We start from the raw sequence: 14,061 nt of genomic DNA on the forward strand, positions 1-14,061 counted from the left end.
TCTCGTGCGCGACGGGTACGTGGGCGTCCCCGCGTCGGTCGATTCGTGCTCACAGCGGGAGTTCCTCGGACTCGTGTGGCGTCCCGAGGATGACCATCGTCTGTGACCGGGCGAACCCGTCCATCTGGGCGATGCGGTCGAACATCAACTCGCGGAGCGCGTCGGCGTCGGCCGCGTAGACCCGGGCCATCACGTCCCACTCACCCGTCGTGAGGTGGACCTCCTGGACCCCCTCGATGTCCTGCAGGCGCTGGAGGGTGTCCTTCTCGCGGCCCTGTTCGACCCGGAGGCCGATGATAGCCGAGATACCGAGGCCGACGGCCTTCGGGTCCAGTTTCGCGTGGTACCCCTCGATGACGCCAGCGTCTTCCAACCGCCCCACCCGGTCGTGGACGGTCGCGCTCGACATGTCGATACGTCGGGCGATCTCGCTGAAGGTGGTCCGCGCGTTCTCCTGGAGGATGCGGAGGATGTGGCGGTCCGTCTCGTCGAGTTCCATGCGCGGGGGGACACGCCCCAGGGTGATAAGAGACCGTACTTCCGGCGGTTTCACGTGCGGAATCTCGCCGGGTGGCGTGCGCCGGTGAGGGTGCTGAACGTCAGTGAAGTTCCGAGGCGGCTGCGCGAGGGAAGCGCACCACAGTGGAGCGGAACGTAGTGAAGCGGAACGAGGAGCGCAATCGGCTGGGGAGGGCGTGGTGCGGTCGCGGGGCTGTGCGGTCATAGACGCTCGCGATAGTCGGCGTCCTGGTCGACCAGCCGGTTCAGGGGTCGTGACGGGACGACCACGAGAAACCGGAGACCAGTCCGGCCCGACCCACCAGAACGGACTCCCCGCTCACGCAGTCCGAATCTTCTCTATCTCGCGTGCCGCCGCCAGCACCGCCTCGTGTCGCGTCCCGTTCGAGGCCACGAGACCCTGACTCTCGTGTGTCCACGGGTCGCCGTGGAGGTCGGTCACGGTCCCACCGGCCTGGCGCACCAGATACACGCCTGCGACCGTATCCCAGGGGTTCACCTCGACGTTGGTGATGGTCGCCTCCATCGCCCCCGAAGCCACCATGCCCAGGACGGCCTGCGCGCAGCCGAACCGCCGCATGTCGCCGAAACGCTCGACGATGACCTCACAGGCACGACTGTACTCGTCCCGGCGGTCGTACTCCCACCAGATGGTCGGGCAGACCACGAAGCGGTCGAGGTCGTCCTTCTGGCTCACCGCGAGTTCCTCTCCGTTCAGGGACGCCCCGTCGGGCCCGGCAGTGTAGTAATCACCGAGCGCCGGCATCGCATTCGCGGCTGCGACCGCCTCCCCGTCGACGACCGCCGCGACGCTCGTCGCCCACACCGGGATGTCACGGACGTAGTTGTTCGTCCCGTCGATGGGGTCGATGACCCACACCGGCCCCGAGTCGGGGACCGACTTCAGCTCGTCGTCCTCCTCACCGACGATGGCGTCGTCGGGGAACTCCCCGCGGATGTGTTCGATGACTGCCCGCTGGGCGTCCCTGTCTGCCTGCGTCACCACGTCCGTCTTCTGGCCCTTCTCTTCGATGGCGATACCGGTCCGGAAGCCATCGGCCGCAACTTCGGCCCCCGCTCGCGCGGCGTCCCGTGCCACCCGAACGCGGTCTGCGTACTCGGTCATGCCCACACTCCGGGCACCCGGACGAAAATACCCACCGGTTTCTGCCATCCGGCAAGAAACTTTATCTCGAACGGCAGCCGTGAATAATCATGGTTAGCGTGTACGCCGAACTGTTCGTCCTCCTCTGTCTGGTCGGGTTCTTCGTCATGGGCTGGCAGAAACTCACCAGACTGAACCGGGGTGAACGACCCGAACCCGACGTGGAGTACACCGATAGCGGAAGGATGGACAGCGGCTCGATGGACACCGACGGTGACGGCAGAGTCACGCTCGTCGAGCGACTTCGACGCGAGTGACCCACCATGCTGTGACAGAACAACGCTTTTGCCCCTCGACCGGCCATCTCCGGGTATGGTCGAAGCTGTCCAGATCGGTCTGTTCGCCGTCGCCATCCTGTTCATGCTCGCCCTCCGCTGGAAGTTCGGCGGGACGACGAACGACGGCCCCAGCCACGCCGACAACAACCCGTTCGTCGGCGACGACGACGACAACGAACGCGGCTTCTGAGCGCCGCTGTCGCTGATTCTCTATTTCGTTCGTCAGAAGTTTGCGAGGGCAAGACGCTCCGTCTTGCCGCACTGTTGCCAGTGCGAGGGAAGGGATTTGAACCACGGTCGCAACGAGTTGCTCCCTGGCTCAAATCCCTCCGTTCGTGGCGACTCTACAGGAGCAGAGCGCAAGTCCGCCACCAGTTGGTACTCGACGAGCGTTACGTCCGCAGAAGTTTGCGAGGGCAAGACGCTCCGTCTTGCCGCACTGTTGCCAGTGCGAGGGAAGGGATTTGAACCCTTGGACCTCTACAGGAGCGGATCTTGAGTCCGCCGCCGTTTCCAGGCTTGGCTACCCTCGCACGCGGCTGCCTTGCGGTGGTGCTTGCCCCTACTCGGGTGACTCCCTTTAATCGCGCGATTCTGGACTGCGGTCGTTTCGTACCACGACGTCCAAATTCGTCGTGAAGACGGGATGGTGGAGACGAGATGGACGTCTCTGTTTCCCTCTCAGACGGTGTTGTGGCGGCACTGTTCGGCCGAATACACCATCCCGAACACGAAGCTGTCGGTCTGCGTGACGTTCACGTCGGGATTTGCGTACCCCCGCGCCCGAAGCTCGTCACCGAAGTCGAAGCCGTCACTGTCGACGTCCACGTAGTCGATACCGAAGCTGTCGCCGACCTGCGTGTCGACCTGTGAGGCGAACGTCGACAGGTCGTCGTTCGACCCCGGAAGCGTCCACCGTAGCTGGTAGACGTTGGCGACGTTCGGAGCCGAACAGTCACTGTCCGTCGTCGCGACCGAGACGGGTGCCAACAGCATCGGGTCGAGTTCGAGTGCCTCGAAGAACCCCGTGAACGACCCCTCGTACACGACGTTGGCCGCATCGAAATCTCCCGTGAGGCCGGGGTCGGCCGAAACCCGCAGATGCACGAAGTCGGGCCATTCCCCGTCGTCGTCTCCGAGTAGCGCGGGGTCGTCGCCCGCTTGTTCTTCCGGTTCGAACACGCCGTTTTCTGGTCGACGCGGGAGTGCCCCGAACTCGTCGGTGGCGAGCATCGACGAGGAGACGTACGACGGGTTGCCACACGTCGTGATGGAGATGGTCAACAGACCGCGGTCGCCTGGTTTCACGTCCTGTAGTGAGACGAGTAGTCCGACCGCCCCGTCGATGAACCCCTCGACCGTGTCGCGACAGGCGTCCATGGTGGTGACCGACGTGAGCCACGCCGTGCGGGACGCGCTGAAACGACTGTCGGCAGCAGCGAGCAGTTGCGGGGCAGCAAACTGTTCGAACATCCACTCCTCCCCCGCGACGGGGCGAAGCGACGCCCTGAGTGGGTCGTTCGGTTGTAGTTCGAACCTGTTTCCTGGTTCGTACAGGCTTCTGAACGCTACTTTCACGTCGACGCGACCTGCGCTGTACTCACCTTCTGCATCTTCCTCGTCGCCGTAATACGCGGCGGTCGTGCCGATACCGGTACCTGCGGCTGCGACGCCGACGGTCCCGATACCGGCGAGTAGGTTTCGTCTGGTATATCGTGCCATTGTGGGTTGTGTCGTCGATGGTTCCACACCCGCCGCGACGTACGTGTACATTCGAGTGAACGCGGCTTACATACGCTGGTGTTCGACCGAATAAGTGACACGTTTCGCCACCTCGAATCTGGTGTTCATCGGGGGAATCGGAACGGACCAGACGAAGCCGCCCCAGTCGGTCAGTTAGCGAACGATTAGATGGCGCGGCTCGGCGGAGAATCGTTCGTCCGTCCCGCATTAGATGACACACACCGAGAACAAGCACAGCCAACCGCCGAACGCAGCACAGATACAGGGTGAGGAGGTCTGCGTTCGCCACCCCGGTCGTCTCTACGCGGTGTCGGGACGGATACGGTTGACCGTCCCGGCGATGGAGACGTAGTAGAGGAACCCGTCGGGGCCCACGTCGAAGTCGACGACGGGACCGACGTCCGTCGCGAAGTCGAAGTCACCGGTGACGGTGCCCTGTCCGTCGAGCGTGAGGTAGCGGATGAACCCGCGGACGAAGTCGCCGTAGAAGTACGCCCCGTCGAACTCCTCGGGGAACGCGTCGCCCCGGTAGACGAGCCCGCCGGTGATGGACGCGGGCTGGAGGTTGTGCCTGTAGAAGAACCACGATGACTGGGTCCTGACCCCGTTACAGAGCGGGCTTTCGACCTCACAGAGTGGCCAGCCGTAGTTCGCGTCCCGTTCGCCGACGAACACGTATTCGCGAGAGGTGACCTGGTTGTTGCTGCCGACGTCCCCCAGGATGAAACGGTCCAGCACCGGGTCGAAGGACCCACGGAAGGGGTTGCGCAAGCCCTTCGCCCATATCTCGGGGCGTGCTCTCGAGACATCGACGTACGGGTTGTCGTCGGGAATCTCTCCGTCGTCGGTCAGGCGGATGATGCTCCCGTCGACGTTGGTGACGTCCTGGGCGTTGAGCGGGTTCACGAACCCGTCTCCGATGGCGAGGAGGAGGTTCGTGTCCGAGTCGAACGCCATCGCACCCCCGTAGTGTCGGCCGAGGAGGTTCGGGAAGAACGAGATTCGTGGATTGATCTTCTGCCAGACGACGGTCTCCGAAGACGGGTCGGCCGTGGGCCCGCTCGCGTCGAACCACGAGATTCGGTTTCGCCCACTCTGCGCGTTCGAGTAGTAGACGTAGAGCCGGCCGTTCGAGTCGAAGGCGGGGTGGACGGCGAGCGTCGTAACCCCGGCGTCACCGGTGGTCGCGACGTTCGGGATGGTTAGCAAGGGTACTGGTGTCACGGGGAGGGTGTCGGTGGCCGTGTCGACGGACAACACGCGACCACCTCGCTCCCCGACGAACAGGCGACCGTCCGGAGCGAACACCAGCGACACGGGACCAGCCAACCCCTCCACGACGACCTCGTCGACGAATCCCTCCTGGCTGAAAGCGAGGGCCGCAGTCGTCCCGGTACCGTCGAACGTGCCAGCGGCATCGACGCGTGCTGTCCCGGCACCTGCGAGTGCCAGCCCGGCGGAACCCGTGCCGAGAGACCGAAGGAAGCTCCGCCGAGAACTCGACCCGGTCGAGTCTCCAGACACGTATCTGCCACGTGTTGTATCAGATTCCATGAATAGAGGATGTCGCCAGCAGGGATAAGAAAATCTTTGATATGTACAATCCAGATATACTTTTTCTGGGTGCCGCGACGACAGCGAGAACAGCGACGATCCCGCCGGCGATTCCTCGGCTAGTTCGGGCCCGGTGACGTCCGGCAGACAGAATACACTCACCGGTCGAATGGGTATCGAGCGACCACGCGGTCGCCGGATTCGTCGGTGTCGACCAGTGCGAGTTCGTCGACCACGAAGGAGAACGACGGCTTGCGGTCGTTGAGGAACGCGACGACGGGACCGAGTGCTGCCGACCTGAGGTCACCGTGTGCGAGGGTGACGTGTGGTTGCCAGGCGGCTGGCTGGTAGTACGCGTTCGGGTGGTCGGCCTCGCCGATGGCAACGTCGAAGACGGTCCGCTGGAGTGTCGAGAGGGCCTCGGTGCGGACGACCGGACAGTGGACGACCGGCGCTTCGCCGGGGAACACGCCGATACCAGCGGTCTGGACGACGAAGGGGTCGAACGCGGCGGCGACACGCGACAGGTGTTCGTCGACGCTGTCGTCGTAGCGGGCGGCCCCGTGATACGAACAGTGAGGGGGCACCGGAGACCCGTCGGGAAGGCCGAACCGGTCGTGGAGGTCGCGCCAGAGGCGCGCGACCTCCTCGGCGCTCTCCCCCGAGAGCGTGGTGACGATGGCGAAGGTCATGTGCAGAGTGAAGGGCCCGACTGACATATCTCGTTCGTGAGGAGTGGAGGCAGGAGACAGTCGTCGAGCCGTGACCGACGACCGACCGAACGCGTCCGTGACGGCGGCAGCCGGAGTGGGTCCGGCGCAAACACATAGATTATGCACCGTAACTCGGAACCGTGACGCATGGACTCTCGGATTCCAGGCTTCTACGAGTTACCGCCGTCCGAGCGGCTCGACGTGCTCGCCGACCGGTGTGACCTCTCAGCGGCGGCACGCGACGCACTCGAATCCACGTCGGACCTCGCCACCGCCGACCAGCTCTCTGAGAACGTCTTCTCGACCATCGGCTATCCACTGAGCGTCGCGACGAACTTCCGCATCGACGGGACCGACCGGCTGATTCCGATGGCGACGGAAGAGAGCAGCGTCGTCGCCGCCGCCGCCCACGGGGCGAAACTGGCGCGTGAGCGTGGCGGGTTCTCGACCTCGGTCACGGGACCGTACATGGTCGGCCAGATTCAGGTCACCGACGTAGACGACCCACACGCCGCGAAAGCACGTGTCCTCGAACACGCGGACGATATCCGGGCCGAGGCGAACGACCAGGGCGTCCTCGTCTCACACGGAGGCGGGTGCGACGACGTACACGTTCGTGTCCTGGAGACGCCGACCGGGGAGATGCTGGTCGTCCACCTCGTCGTGAACACGCAGGACGCGATGGGTGCAAACGCCGTCAACACGATGGCCGAAGGGGTCGCGCCGACCGTCGCGGACCTGACCGGCGGCGAGGTCGTGCTCAGAATCCTGTCGAACCTGGCCGACCGACGAATCGCTCGCGCCCGCTGTACGATACCACCCGGGGCGCTGGACCGGGACGACACGGACCGCTCGGGCGCAGAAGTCAGAGACCGTATCGTCGACGCCTGGGCGTTCGCCGCCGCCGACCCCTACCGTGCTGCCACGCACAACAAGGGCGTCCTCAACGGGATGGACAGCCTCGCGCTCGCGACGATGAACGACTGGCGGGCCATCGAAGCCGGGGCCCACGCGTACGCCGCACGTGACGGCTACGGCCCGCTCACGACGTACGAGGTCGACGCCGACGGGAACCTGTCGTGCAGTATCGAGGTCCCCGTCCAGGTCGGCGTCGTCGGCGGTGCGACGCGGGCGCACCCGACCGCCAATGCCGCGATGGAACTCCTCGACGTGGAGACGGGCGACGAACTCGCCGGTATCTTCGCGGCGGTGGGCCTCGCGGAGAACCTCGCCAGTATGCGGGCACTGGCAGACGAAGGTATCCAGACCGGCCACATGAAACTGCACGCGAAGAACGTCGCCGCCGAGGCCGGGGCACCCGAGGACCTCGTCGACGAGGTCGCCGCACGGATGGTCGCCGAGGACGACGTCCGGGCGAGTCGCGCTCGCGAACTCGTCGCCGACCTGACCGAGTAGGCCGGTTTCTTCGAGAGGAAGCCCCCGACCGCAGCGATGGATTGACCCGCCTCCCGGCCGAACAAACGCCCAGATGGACGAGCACACGACCGACCCGACCGTCGGCCCGCCCCGACAGGGCACACCGACCGGCTGGCTCCCCGAACAGGGGCGCTGGGAGCACGACACCCTCCGGCGCGCCCTTGTCCACGGCGTCCGGCTCTACAACGCCGGTGCCTTCCACGAGTCCCACGACTGCTTCGAGGACGAGTGGTACAACTACGGCAGAGGGAACGCCGAGAGCATGTTCCTCCACGGGATGGTGCAGGTCGCCGCCGGCGCGTACAAGCACTACGACTTCGAGGACGACGACGGGATGCGGTCGCTCTTTCGCACCGCCCTCCAGTACTTCCACGGCTTGCCGGGTGACTACTACGGCGTCGACCTGCGCGAGATTCGGACCGTGCTCACGAACGCGCTACAGGAACCGTCAGAACTCGACGGCTGGCGGATTCGGCTCGACGGGGAACGCCCCGACGCCCGCGACGTAGATTACGAGTACGCCGAGTCGACAGAACACGGGCCGTGAGCGCCCCCGTCCGTTCTTACTGCCCGTACCCGATGGGCGTCCTGCCCGTCCCCGTCACGAACAGTTTGTCGAGCTGTGCGCCGTCCTCGCGGAAGGCGACCGTGAGCGTGTGAGTGCCCTCGGCGAGGGAGAACCGGCGACGGTCCGACCAGTCGTCGGTCGCTGGTTCGGGGACGCCGTCCCACGAGAAGTCGCGGTCGCCGCCGACGCCGCCCCAGCGAATCCAGTCGCCGTCGTCCATGCGGACCCAGAACGAGTCGTCCTCGTCGCTGGGGTGGTGCGCCCGGCCGAACACCTCGTACTCCCCGCCTCGCACCTCGAACTCGTAGGTCAGGTGGCCCTCCTCGGGCGGTTCGTGGCTGCTGTCGACGCCGCCCGCGACGACGTAGGTCTCGCCGGAGGCGTTGGGGTCTGACTTCGTCTCGAACGGTGCCCGGATGGTCGTGTCCTCGGCCTCGAACCAGACTTCTTCGGGCGGAGACCGTGGCGGCGAGTCGAGGTATCCGCCCGTGATTCGCTCGTCGCTGACGGCGTCGTCGGGCATCGGGCGACCCTTCACGGCGATGCCGTACTCGTCGTACAGCTGGCGGTTGGTCTTCCCGACGAGGTTGCCGGCGTCGGTCCCCGCCAGTTCTGTCAGGTCGTCCGCGCCGAGCTGGTCGACCGTTTTCTGGTCCGGGATGGGCACGTGGTCGGGACGCTGGGCCTCGTAGTACACCTGCCGCCCGTCGAGGACGACGCCGCCGTCGGGGTCGAACACCTCGTCTGCGCCACGGTCGTCGGGTTCGTCGAGGGCGACACGGAGGTTCCCGCGGCTGCCGCGCTCGAAAGTACAGTTCTCCAGTTTGATGCGCCGCGAGGGGTGCGGGTGGCCGTCCTCGACGCTGACGTTCACGTCGTTGGCGAACCGGCTGTCGCGGTAGACCGTGATGCCCCGCGGGAGCGGCCTGGCCCCGACTTTCCAGCCCTCCACGTCGAGGCCCTCGAAGACGACGTGGAAGGGATACGGCGTGTTCCGGTTGATGCCGACGCTGTTCAGCGACTCGGGGTGCTTTTCGGCCTGCTCGTCGTCGACGGCCCGTTTCGTCGCCTCGCGGCCGCGACCCCAGACGAGCCGGGTGTCTTTCACCCGGAGATTGTGGCTGTAGCGAATCGAGAGTCCGTTGTTCCCGCCCTCGGCGTTGCCGTGGTCGGGCGCGGCGACGCGGCCCCACGACCGGACGAGCGGGCCGACGTTGAACGCGGTGAACCCCTCGACGACGCTGTAGTCCTCGAAGCGTTCGTGGTCCCAGCCGAACTGGTGTCGGGAGATATCGAGGCCGCCCCCGGAGGCGAACGTCGTGTTGTTCCGGAACGACTCGATAGGGACGTACGCCGAGGAGACCTTTCCGTCGTACACGTGGTCGGACTCGACGAGGTGGGGCATCTGCTCGTCGTCCACGAACTTCAGGGGGAAGTTCGCGACCGTCCCGCGCCGGTCGTGTATCTCCTCGCCGGGGCGCAGTTCGCGGTCGATGAGCGGCCGGTTCCAGAAGACGAAGCCGTGGTGGCGATGCCCGGCCGCGACGTTGTCCTCGATGGTCAGGGCGGGTCCCTGGAACCAGAAGCCGTGGCCGCCGTGGCCGAAGTCGTCCACGTCGCCCGGGTCGTCGTCGCCCATGTCGAAGTCACGGGAGTCCGGCAGGTCGCCGCTCCCCTCGGACCGGAGCGCGAAGTTCCGTTTGAACGTCCCGCGCTCGTTCCCGGCCTCGGCGACGAACCCCGCGCCGAACACGTCGTAGGTGACGGAGTCGGTGACCTCGGCGTAGCTGTGGTGGTTGACGACGCCCCAGCCGGGACCTCCTCTCACGGCGACGCCTTTCACGGTGTGCGGTTCCTCGGTCTCGATACCGGTCTTGTGGAAGTGCAGGGCGTACCGGGCGCGGGGGTTCGGCGGCACGTCCTCGGGTGGCTTCCCGTGGATGGGGTTCGTGAAGGCGTAGGACTTGTCGGTCCGGCCGAGGCCGTACAGGCCGGCGTAGTGGACCGCCACTTTCCGGGACATGAACATGGTGTGTCCGCGCCGGGGGACGGCCTCGTTCTCGGAGACGAACTGGACGTTCCGGTCGAGGTTCTGGACGTACGCCGAGAGGTCGGACTTCGGCGGGCTGTGGTCGTACTTGAGGGAGCGGTCGAGTTCGACGGTCGACCCCGAGACACCGGTGACGAACACCTCTTCGTCCTCGTTCGCCATCGGGTCCATCCCGGCGACGACCAGCCGGTCGCCCTCGTCCCAGTTCGTCGGTTCCTCTGGCAGTTCGAGCGACTGGTCGCCGGGCATCGGGGCGCTGGCGAGCGCCGACCAGGTCGTCTTCTCGGTGCCGTGAACCCGGACCTCGCCGAGAGCGAGCAACCCGGTACTCAGGCGCTCGGGGTCCCAGTCCTCGTCGATGGGGCCGAGGTCGACGAAGGTGACCCGTGCCTCCGAGTCGCGGGCGATGGGACGCGACTCGCGACCGATCTGGAGGACGCTCTCGGGCATCGTGACCAGCGTCTCCGTCCGGAGGTGGCTATCTCGCTTCGGGTGGAACGCCAGTGCGCCGTCGACCCGGAGCGTCTTCAGCCGGGCCGTCGACCCACCCGCCAGCGTGACGGTCACGTCCGCCGGAATCTGGGCACGTGCGAAGTCGTCGGGGACGCTCCCGCCCCAGGTTCGCGGGTCGTGCCACGTCCCATCCCGCTTCGCGCGATGGGTGACCTGGTCCTCCGAGACCAGTGCCTCGATGGCGCTCTGGTCGTGGTGGTCCGGCGGGCTCGCTGCTCTCCCCGGCGGTGGGACCTCGACGCCACCGGCCGCGACCGACGCGAGGTTCGGCAGGCCGAACCGTCCGAGTGCAGCACCAGCGGTTCCGGCCCCGAGCGTCGCGAGCAACAGTCGCCGGGTCGGTGCGAGGTCGCTCGCGCCCTTCTCCAGTGCGGCCACGCGCTCCTCGATGTCTGAGCCGACGCGCCCCCCGTCTCCGGCGTCGAATCCCCCATCGTTATTCTCACGTGACATTACTGTGGCCCTCCACGTCCTGTCGTCACATCCATCTCTGTGTACACCTCAGAGACATGGATGATAAAGGTTGGACTCCGTTCAGGTTTCGCCGCCGCCGCCCCCATTCCGCCACTCCTCCGCCACTCCTGTTAGAAAAGTATTATTTTCTGTGTCACGGCCGTTTCGCCGGTCCGTACTGCTCGCTGACGTGGTTCTTTATCGCCGCCACCACCGCCGGGTCGTAGGTCCAGAACCCCTCGAACGAGCCGGGACTCGTCTCTTCGGCGAGCAGGGCACACGCACTCAGGTCGTCGCCACCCCCGTCGTAGACGACGAACCAGAACCGACCGATCTCCTCTGAGTCGACCGGATAGTACCACACGTTGACCATCGACTCCGGCGACCAGTCCAGCCGGCCGTACACGTGAACGGACAGGTCACCACGGCTGGCCAGTTGCTCGTACACCACCACCTGCTCTTTCAGCGCACTGAGCCGCTGGAAGCCGGTGTGGAGTTCACCCCGACCCACCCGCCACGCCCGGTCTTCGATCTCGCGCGACGCGGCGAGCAACTGGCGTTTGTCCAGCGACCGGAAGACGGTGTCGTCGAGGAGTTCGAGTAGACACCGGAACGCGGCGTTGTGGTAGTGCGGGCTGAGTTCTCTGGCACAGTCCGGCGAGACGAGCTGTGAGACCGCACAGAGGCCGACGCTGCCGATGTATCCCCCGTCGTCGCTCACGACGATGAACCCGTCCTGGTCACCCGCCGGGAGCGGCTCGTACCGGATAGTCACGTTCCGCGCCTCGAACGCGAGGTCGAGGTCCTGAATCGGTTCTGTCGAGTACACTGTCATCGTCTTGCGACGGGACCGCATCCGTTCGAGAATCTGAGCGAGGGACATGGCGAAGACTCCGATACCCAGAGATACGTCTCGGGCAGGCATAGAGATTGGTCACGGAATCTCGTCCACTCCGAGTCCGAATCCCTTTTCTGCCGCCGGGACGGACCACGCAGGTCGATGAAGGTGACAGTGCTGGGCGATGGTGAACCCGAGGTCGCGGTCGTCGCCGGTGTCCACGGGGACGAACCCTGTGGGGTCCACGCAGTCGAGACGCTCCTCGACAGGTCTCCGAACCTGGACCGGGCGGTGAAGTTCGTGGTCGCCAACGAGGCGGCTGTCGAGCGATGCGTCCGTTACGTCGAGGAGGACCTCAACCGTGCGTTCCCCGGCTACCCGGACGGGGACACCCACGAGAAGCGCCTCGCGTACGACCTCGCACACGAACTCACTGGCTGTCGTGTCCTCGCCCTGCACTCGACACAGTCACACGACGAGCCGTTCGCGGTCGTCGACGGCGTGGACGACGTCGTCCGCGAGGTCTGCCCCGGCCTCCCCCTCGCGGCCATCGTCGAGACCGGCCGGTACGTCGAAGGCCGGATATTCAACTCGGTCCCCCAGACCATCGAGGTCGAGTGTGGGCTGCAAGGGAGCGAGGACGCGAAGCGAAACGCGGTCCACCTGACGGAGTCGTTTCTCACCGCGGTTGGGGCGCTTCCGGGGACGATTCCGCCCCGGCGCGTCCCCATCTACCGACTCACCGACCGGGTTCCAAAGGTCGCAGCCGACGAGTACGAGGTGTTCGCCGCGAACTTCGAACGCGTCGAATCGGGCGAGGCGTTCGCCGCGGTCGACGGCGAGTCACGGGTCGCCGAGGAGGAATTCTACCCCGTGTTGCTCTCTGCGTACGGCTACGAGGACGTGTTCGGCTACGCCGCAGAGAAGGTCGGGACGGTCGGTCAGACCTCGTCCCGGTGACCGACGGCCGCGACCAGCAGCGCCGGGTCGACGCCTGTCAGTTCGGCGACCTGGTCGGCGGGCAGGTCCAGCGTGTCGGCCGCCAGCATCGCCCCCTGCAGGTGGACGATTTTCCGGCGCTCGGGGGCACGCTTTTCCATCGGGTCGCTCTCCGGTCGGGACCCGCTCGCCGACTCCAGGTGGTAACTCGCCAGTACCGCGTCGAGATACACCTCGTCGTCGATGCTCGCGTCCTCGTCGGTGACGAGCCGGACCAGCCGGGCGAGGATGGCGAGTGTCGTCGAGAGCAGGTACGGCAGGTCGTCCGCTGACGCCTCGTCACTCGTCTCGGTCTCTCGCCGCGTCTGGACCGCGAGCGCGGTCCGTTCGAGCCGTTCGAGCAGCACTACGAGCGCGAGGTACTCGCCCGGGTCGTCCGGCTCGGCGAGCAACTGTGCGAGCAACTGCCCCTGCCAGCGCCCGGCGTTGCGGACGACGGTCCGGACGCCGGTCTGGAGGGGGTCCGAAATCGGCAGGTCTGCGGCCAGCGCGTCGAGGCTCTCCGGGTCGGTGAGTCCGCCAACGCCGAACCGGTTCGCATACCTGGATGCTGACTCCCGGAACCGCTCCTCTGGTGAGAGCGAGAGCACGTCGTCCGCCAGGACCATCGGCTCGGGGAGTCCGAAACTTCCGGTCGCACTCGTCGCGAGGTCGAGCATCGGCCGCAGGCCCTCGGCGAGGACGGTAATCGCGGGAACGGGTTCCTGCGCCACTGGCGGCTGTGTCTCCTCGTGGGCGCTCTCTCTGTCATCCGCCGAATCGCCCTGGTTCTCCCCCGTCATTCGTCGGGCGAGTCGAACTCGACCAGCGTCAGCTCACGGTCGAGGTAGCAGTAGTCGTGGGGCGGGTCGCCCACCACCTCGCTGATGCGGTACTCCTCGTCGAAGGCTGCCCCGTCGGGGACGCAGAACTCGTGGCTCGGGCACTCGGTGTGCGGGCACGGCCCGGCGAGTGACACCTTGCTTCCGGCGTAGGCGTGTTTCGACGGGACGTTCGCACGGACCGAGACGGGTTCGACCTCGACCGCCCGGACCCCCTCGTCGTGGACCGCACACTCCAGGGTCTGGGCGTTCTCGCGTAACTCGTTGACCCTGTACTTCACGCCCTCCGAGAGGTTGAGGCACTGCCCCCGATAGGGACAGCCCTCGCACAGACTGGATTCGCCCTCGTAGACGAACTCCTGGCCGGCGTGGGCGAGACGGGCACCGATGAGCGTGACTTTGGACATGTC

At 66.2% G+C, this 14,061-nt stretch carries 14 protein-coding genes and 1 tRNA gene; 5 read left to right on the forward strand and 10 right to left on the reverse strand.

The window, feature by feature from the left end:
- Positions 1 to 49: 49 nt before the first annotated feature.
- Both ACSC1R_RS17140 and ACSC1R_RS17145 read right to left on the reverse strand, forming a co-directional pair.
- The gene (locus ACSC1R_RS17140) at positions 50 to 499 is read right to left on the reverse strand and encodes an Lrp/AsnC family transcriptional regulator (RefSeq protein ID WP_439026938.1); all 450 of its coding nucleotides are present in this window, start codon (positions 497 to 499) and stop codon (positions 50 to 52) included.
- A 339-nt stretch (positions 500 to 838) separates the two neighbouring features.
- Positions 839 to 1,645 (reverse strand): inositol monophosphatase family protein, encoded by an 807-nt coding sequence (locus ACSC1R_RS17145; protein WP_439026939.1) that lies wholly within the window; start codon positions 1,643 to 1,645, stop codon positions 839 to 841.
- Between the two features lie 89 nt (positions 1,646 to 1,734).
- Here ACSC1R_RS17145 and ACSC1R_RS17150 point away from each other — a divergent pair, with 89 nt between their 5' ends.
- Positions 1,735 to 1,941 (forward strand): hypothetical protein, encoded by a 207-nt coding sequence (locus ACSC1R_RS17150; protein WP_439026940.1) that lies wholly within the window; start codon positions 1,735 to 1,737, stop codon positions 1,939 to 1,941.
- Between the two features lie 55 nt (positions 1,942 to 1,996).
- Entirely contained in the window at positions 1,997 to 2,152 is a 156-nt protein-coding gene (locus ACSC1R_RS17155) for a hypothetical protein (RefSeq protein ID WP_439026941.1), read from the forward strand.
- 259 nt (positions 2,153 to 2,411) lie between these two features.
- Here the strand turns inward: ACSC1R_RS17155 and ACSC1R_RS17160 are convergent.
- From ACSC1R_RS17160 to ACSC1R_RS17175, 4 genes are all read right to left on the reverse strand, one after another.
- Positions 2,412 to 2,495: transfer RNA gene (locus ACSC1R_RS17160), tRNA-Leu, on the reverse strand.
- Positions 2,496 to 2,643: 148 nt separating this feature from the next.
- Positions 2,644 to 3,684 carry a hypothetical protein gene (locus ACSC1R_RS17165; protein ID WP_439026942.1) on the reverse strand — a complete coding sequence of 347 codons (1,041 nt, stop codon included), beginning with the start codon at positions 3,682 to 3,684 and terminating at the stop codon, positions 2,644 to 2,646.
- 321 nt (positions 3,685 to 4,005) lie between these two features.
- On the reverse strand, positions 4,006 to 5,229 hold the full coding sequence (locus ACSC1R_RS17170; protein ID WP_439026943.1) for a PQQ-dependent sugar dehydrogenase: 1,224 nt from the start codon (positions 5,227 to 5,229) through the stop codon (positions 4,006 to 4,008).
- A 188-nt stretch (positions 5,230 to 5,417) separates the two neighbouring features.
- Positions 5,418 to 5,951 (reverse strand): 2'-5' RNA ligase family protein, encoded by a 534-nt coding sequence (locus tag ACSC1R_RS17175; RefSeq protein WP_439026944.1) that lies wholly within the window; start codon positions 5,949 to 5,951, stop codon positions 5,418 to 5,420.
- 168 nt (positions 5,952 to 6,119) lie between these two features.
- On the opposite strand from ACSC1R_RS17175, the gene ACSC1R_RS17180 reads away from it, so the two are divergent.
- Together ACSC1R_RS17180 and ACSC1R_RS17185 are read left to right on the forward strand one after the other, a co-directional pair.
- Positions 6,120 to 7,388 (forward strand): hydroxymethylglutaryl-CoA reductase, degradative, encoded by a 1,269-nt coding sequence (locus ACSC1R_RS17180; protein WP_439026945.1) that lies wholly within the window; start codon positions 6,120 to 6,122, stop codon positions 7,386 to 7,388.
- Between the two features lie 73 nt (positions 7,389 to 7,461).
- A complete protein-coding gene (locus ACSC1R_RS17185; protein ID WP_439026946.1) occupies positions 7,462 to 7,956 on the forward strand; it encodes a DUF309 domain-containing protein in 495 nt (164 codons plus the stop codon).
- Between the two features lie 16 nt (positions 7,957 to 7,972).
- Here ACSC1R_RS17185 and ACSC1R_RS17190 read toward each other — a convergent pair whose 3' ends face one another.
- Together ACSC1R_RS17190 and ACSC1R_RS17195 are read right to left on the reverse strand one after the other, a co-directional pair.
- Entirely contained in the window at positions 7,973 to 10,993 is a 3,021-nt protein-coding gene (locus ACSC1R_RS17190; protein ID WP_439026947.1) for a G8 domain-containing protein, read from the reverse strand.
- Between the two features lie 154 nt (positions 10,994 to 11,147).
- The gene (locus ACSC1R_RS17195; RefSeq protein ID WP_439026948.1) at positions 11,148 to 11,876 is read right to left on the reverse strand and encodes a DICT sensory domain-containing protein; all 729 of its coding nucleotides are present in this window, start codon (positions 11,874 to 11,876) and stop codon (positions 11,148 to 11,150) included.
- Positions 11,877 to 11,993: 117 nt separating this feature from the next.
- Between ACSC1R_RS17195 and ACSC1R_RS17200 the strand changes: the two genes are divergently transcribed.
- Positions 11,994 to 12,791, forward strand: coding sequence for a succinylglutamate desuccinylase (locus tag ACSC1R_RS17200; protein WP_439026949.1), 798 nt, complete (start codon positions 11,994 to 11,996; stop codon positions 12,789 to 12,791).
- Here ACSC1R_RS17200 and ACSC1R_RS17205 read toward each other — a convergent pair.
- Positions 12,773 to 13,612, reverse strand: a complete 840-nt coding sequence (locus ACSC1R_RS17205) for a hypothetical protein (RefSeq protein ID WP_439026950.1) — start codon at positions 13,610 to 13,612, stop codon at positions 12,773 to 12,775. The genes ACSC1R_RS17200 and ACSC1R_RS17205 overlap by 19 nt on opposite strands.
- On the reverse strand, positions 13,609 to 14,058 hold the full coding sequence (locus tag ACSC1R_RS17210) for a UPF0179 family protein (protein WP_439026951.1): 450 nt from the start codon (positions 14,056 to 14,058) through the stop codon (positions 13,609 to 13,611). The genes ACSC1R_RS17205 and ACSC1R_RS17210 overlap by 4 nt, the downstream gene beginning before the upstream one ends.
- Positions 14,059 to 14,061: the final 3 nt, after the last annotated feature.

This window comes from Haloarchaeobius ordinarius, assembly GCF_051801355.1.
Taxonomy (GTDB): Archaea; Halobacteriota; Halobacteria; order Halobacteriales; family Natrialbaceae; genus Haloarchaeobius.

Coding starts and splice junctions, on each gene's coding strand:
- ACSC1R_RS17140 (WP_439026938.1), bottom strand. CDS start 499: ATGGAACTCGACGAGACGGACCGCCACATCCTCCGCATCCTCCAGGAG.
- ACSC1R_RS17145 (WP_439026939.1), bottom strand. CDS start 1,645: ATGACCGAGTACGCAGACCGCGTTCGGGTGGCACGGGACGCCGCGCGA.
- ACSC1R_RS17150 (WP_439026940.1), top strand. CDS start 1,735: ATGGTTAGCGTGTACGCCGAACTGTTCGTCCTCCTCTGTCTGGTCGGG.
- ACSC1R_RS17155 (WP_439026941.1), top strand. CDS start 1,997: ATGGTCGAAGCTGTCCAGATCGGTCTGTTCGCCGTCGCCATCCTGTTC.
- ACSC1R_RS17165 (WP_439026942.1), bottom strand. CDS start 3,684: ATGGCACGATATACCAGACGAAACCTACTCGCCGGTATCGGGACCGTC.
- ACSC1R_RS17175 (WP_439026944.1), bottom strand. CDS start 5,951: ATGACCTTCGCCATCGTCACCACGCTCTCGGGGGAGAGCGCCGAGGAG.
- ACSC1R_RS17180 (WP_439026945.1), top strand. CDS start 6,120: ATGGACTCTCGGATTCCAGGCTTCTACGAGTTACCGCCGTCCGAGCGG.
- ACSC1R_RS17185 (WP_439026946.1), top strand. CDS start 7,462: ATGGACGAGCACACGACCGACCCGACCGTCGGCCCGCCCCGACAGGGC.
- ACSC1R_RS17190 (WP_439026947.1), bottom strand. CDS start 10,993: ATGTCACGTGAGAATAACGATGGGGGATTCGACGCCGGAGACGGGGGG.
- ACSC1R_RS17195 (WP_439026948.1), bottom strand. CDS start 11,876: ATGTCCCTCGCTCAGATTCTCGAACGGATGCGGTCCCGTCGCAAGACG.
- ACSC1R_RS17200 (WP_439026949.1), top strand. CDS start 11,994: ATGAAGGTGACAGTGCTGGGCGATGGTGAACCCGAGGTCGCGGTCGTC.
- ACSC1R_RS17205 (WP_439026950.1), bottom strand. CDS start 13,612: ATGACGGGGGAGAACCAGGGCGATTCGGCGGATGACAGAGAGAGCGCC.
- ACSC1R_RS17210 (WP_439026951.1), bottom strand. CDS start 14,058: ATGTCCAAAGTCACGCTCATCGGTGCCCGTCTCGCCCACGCCGGCCAG.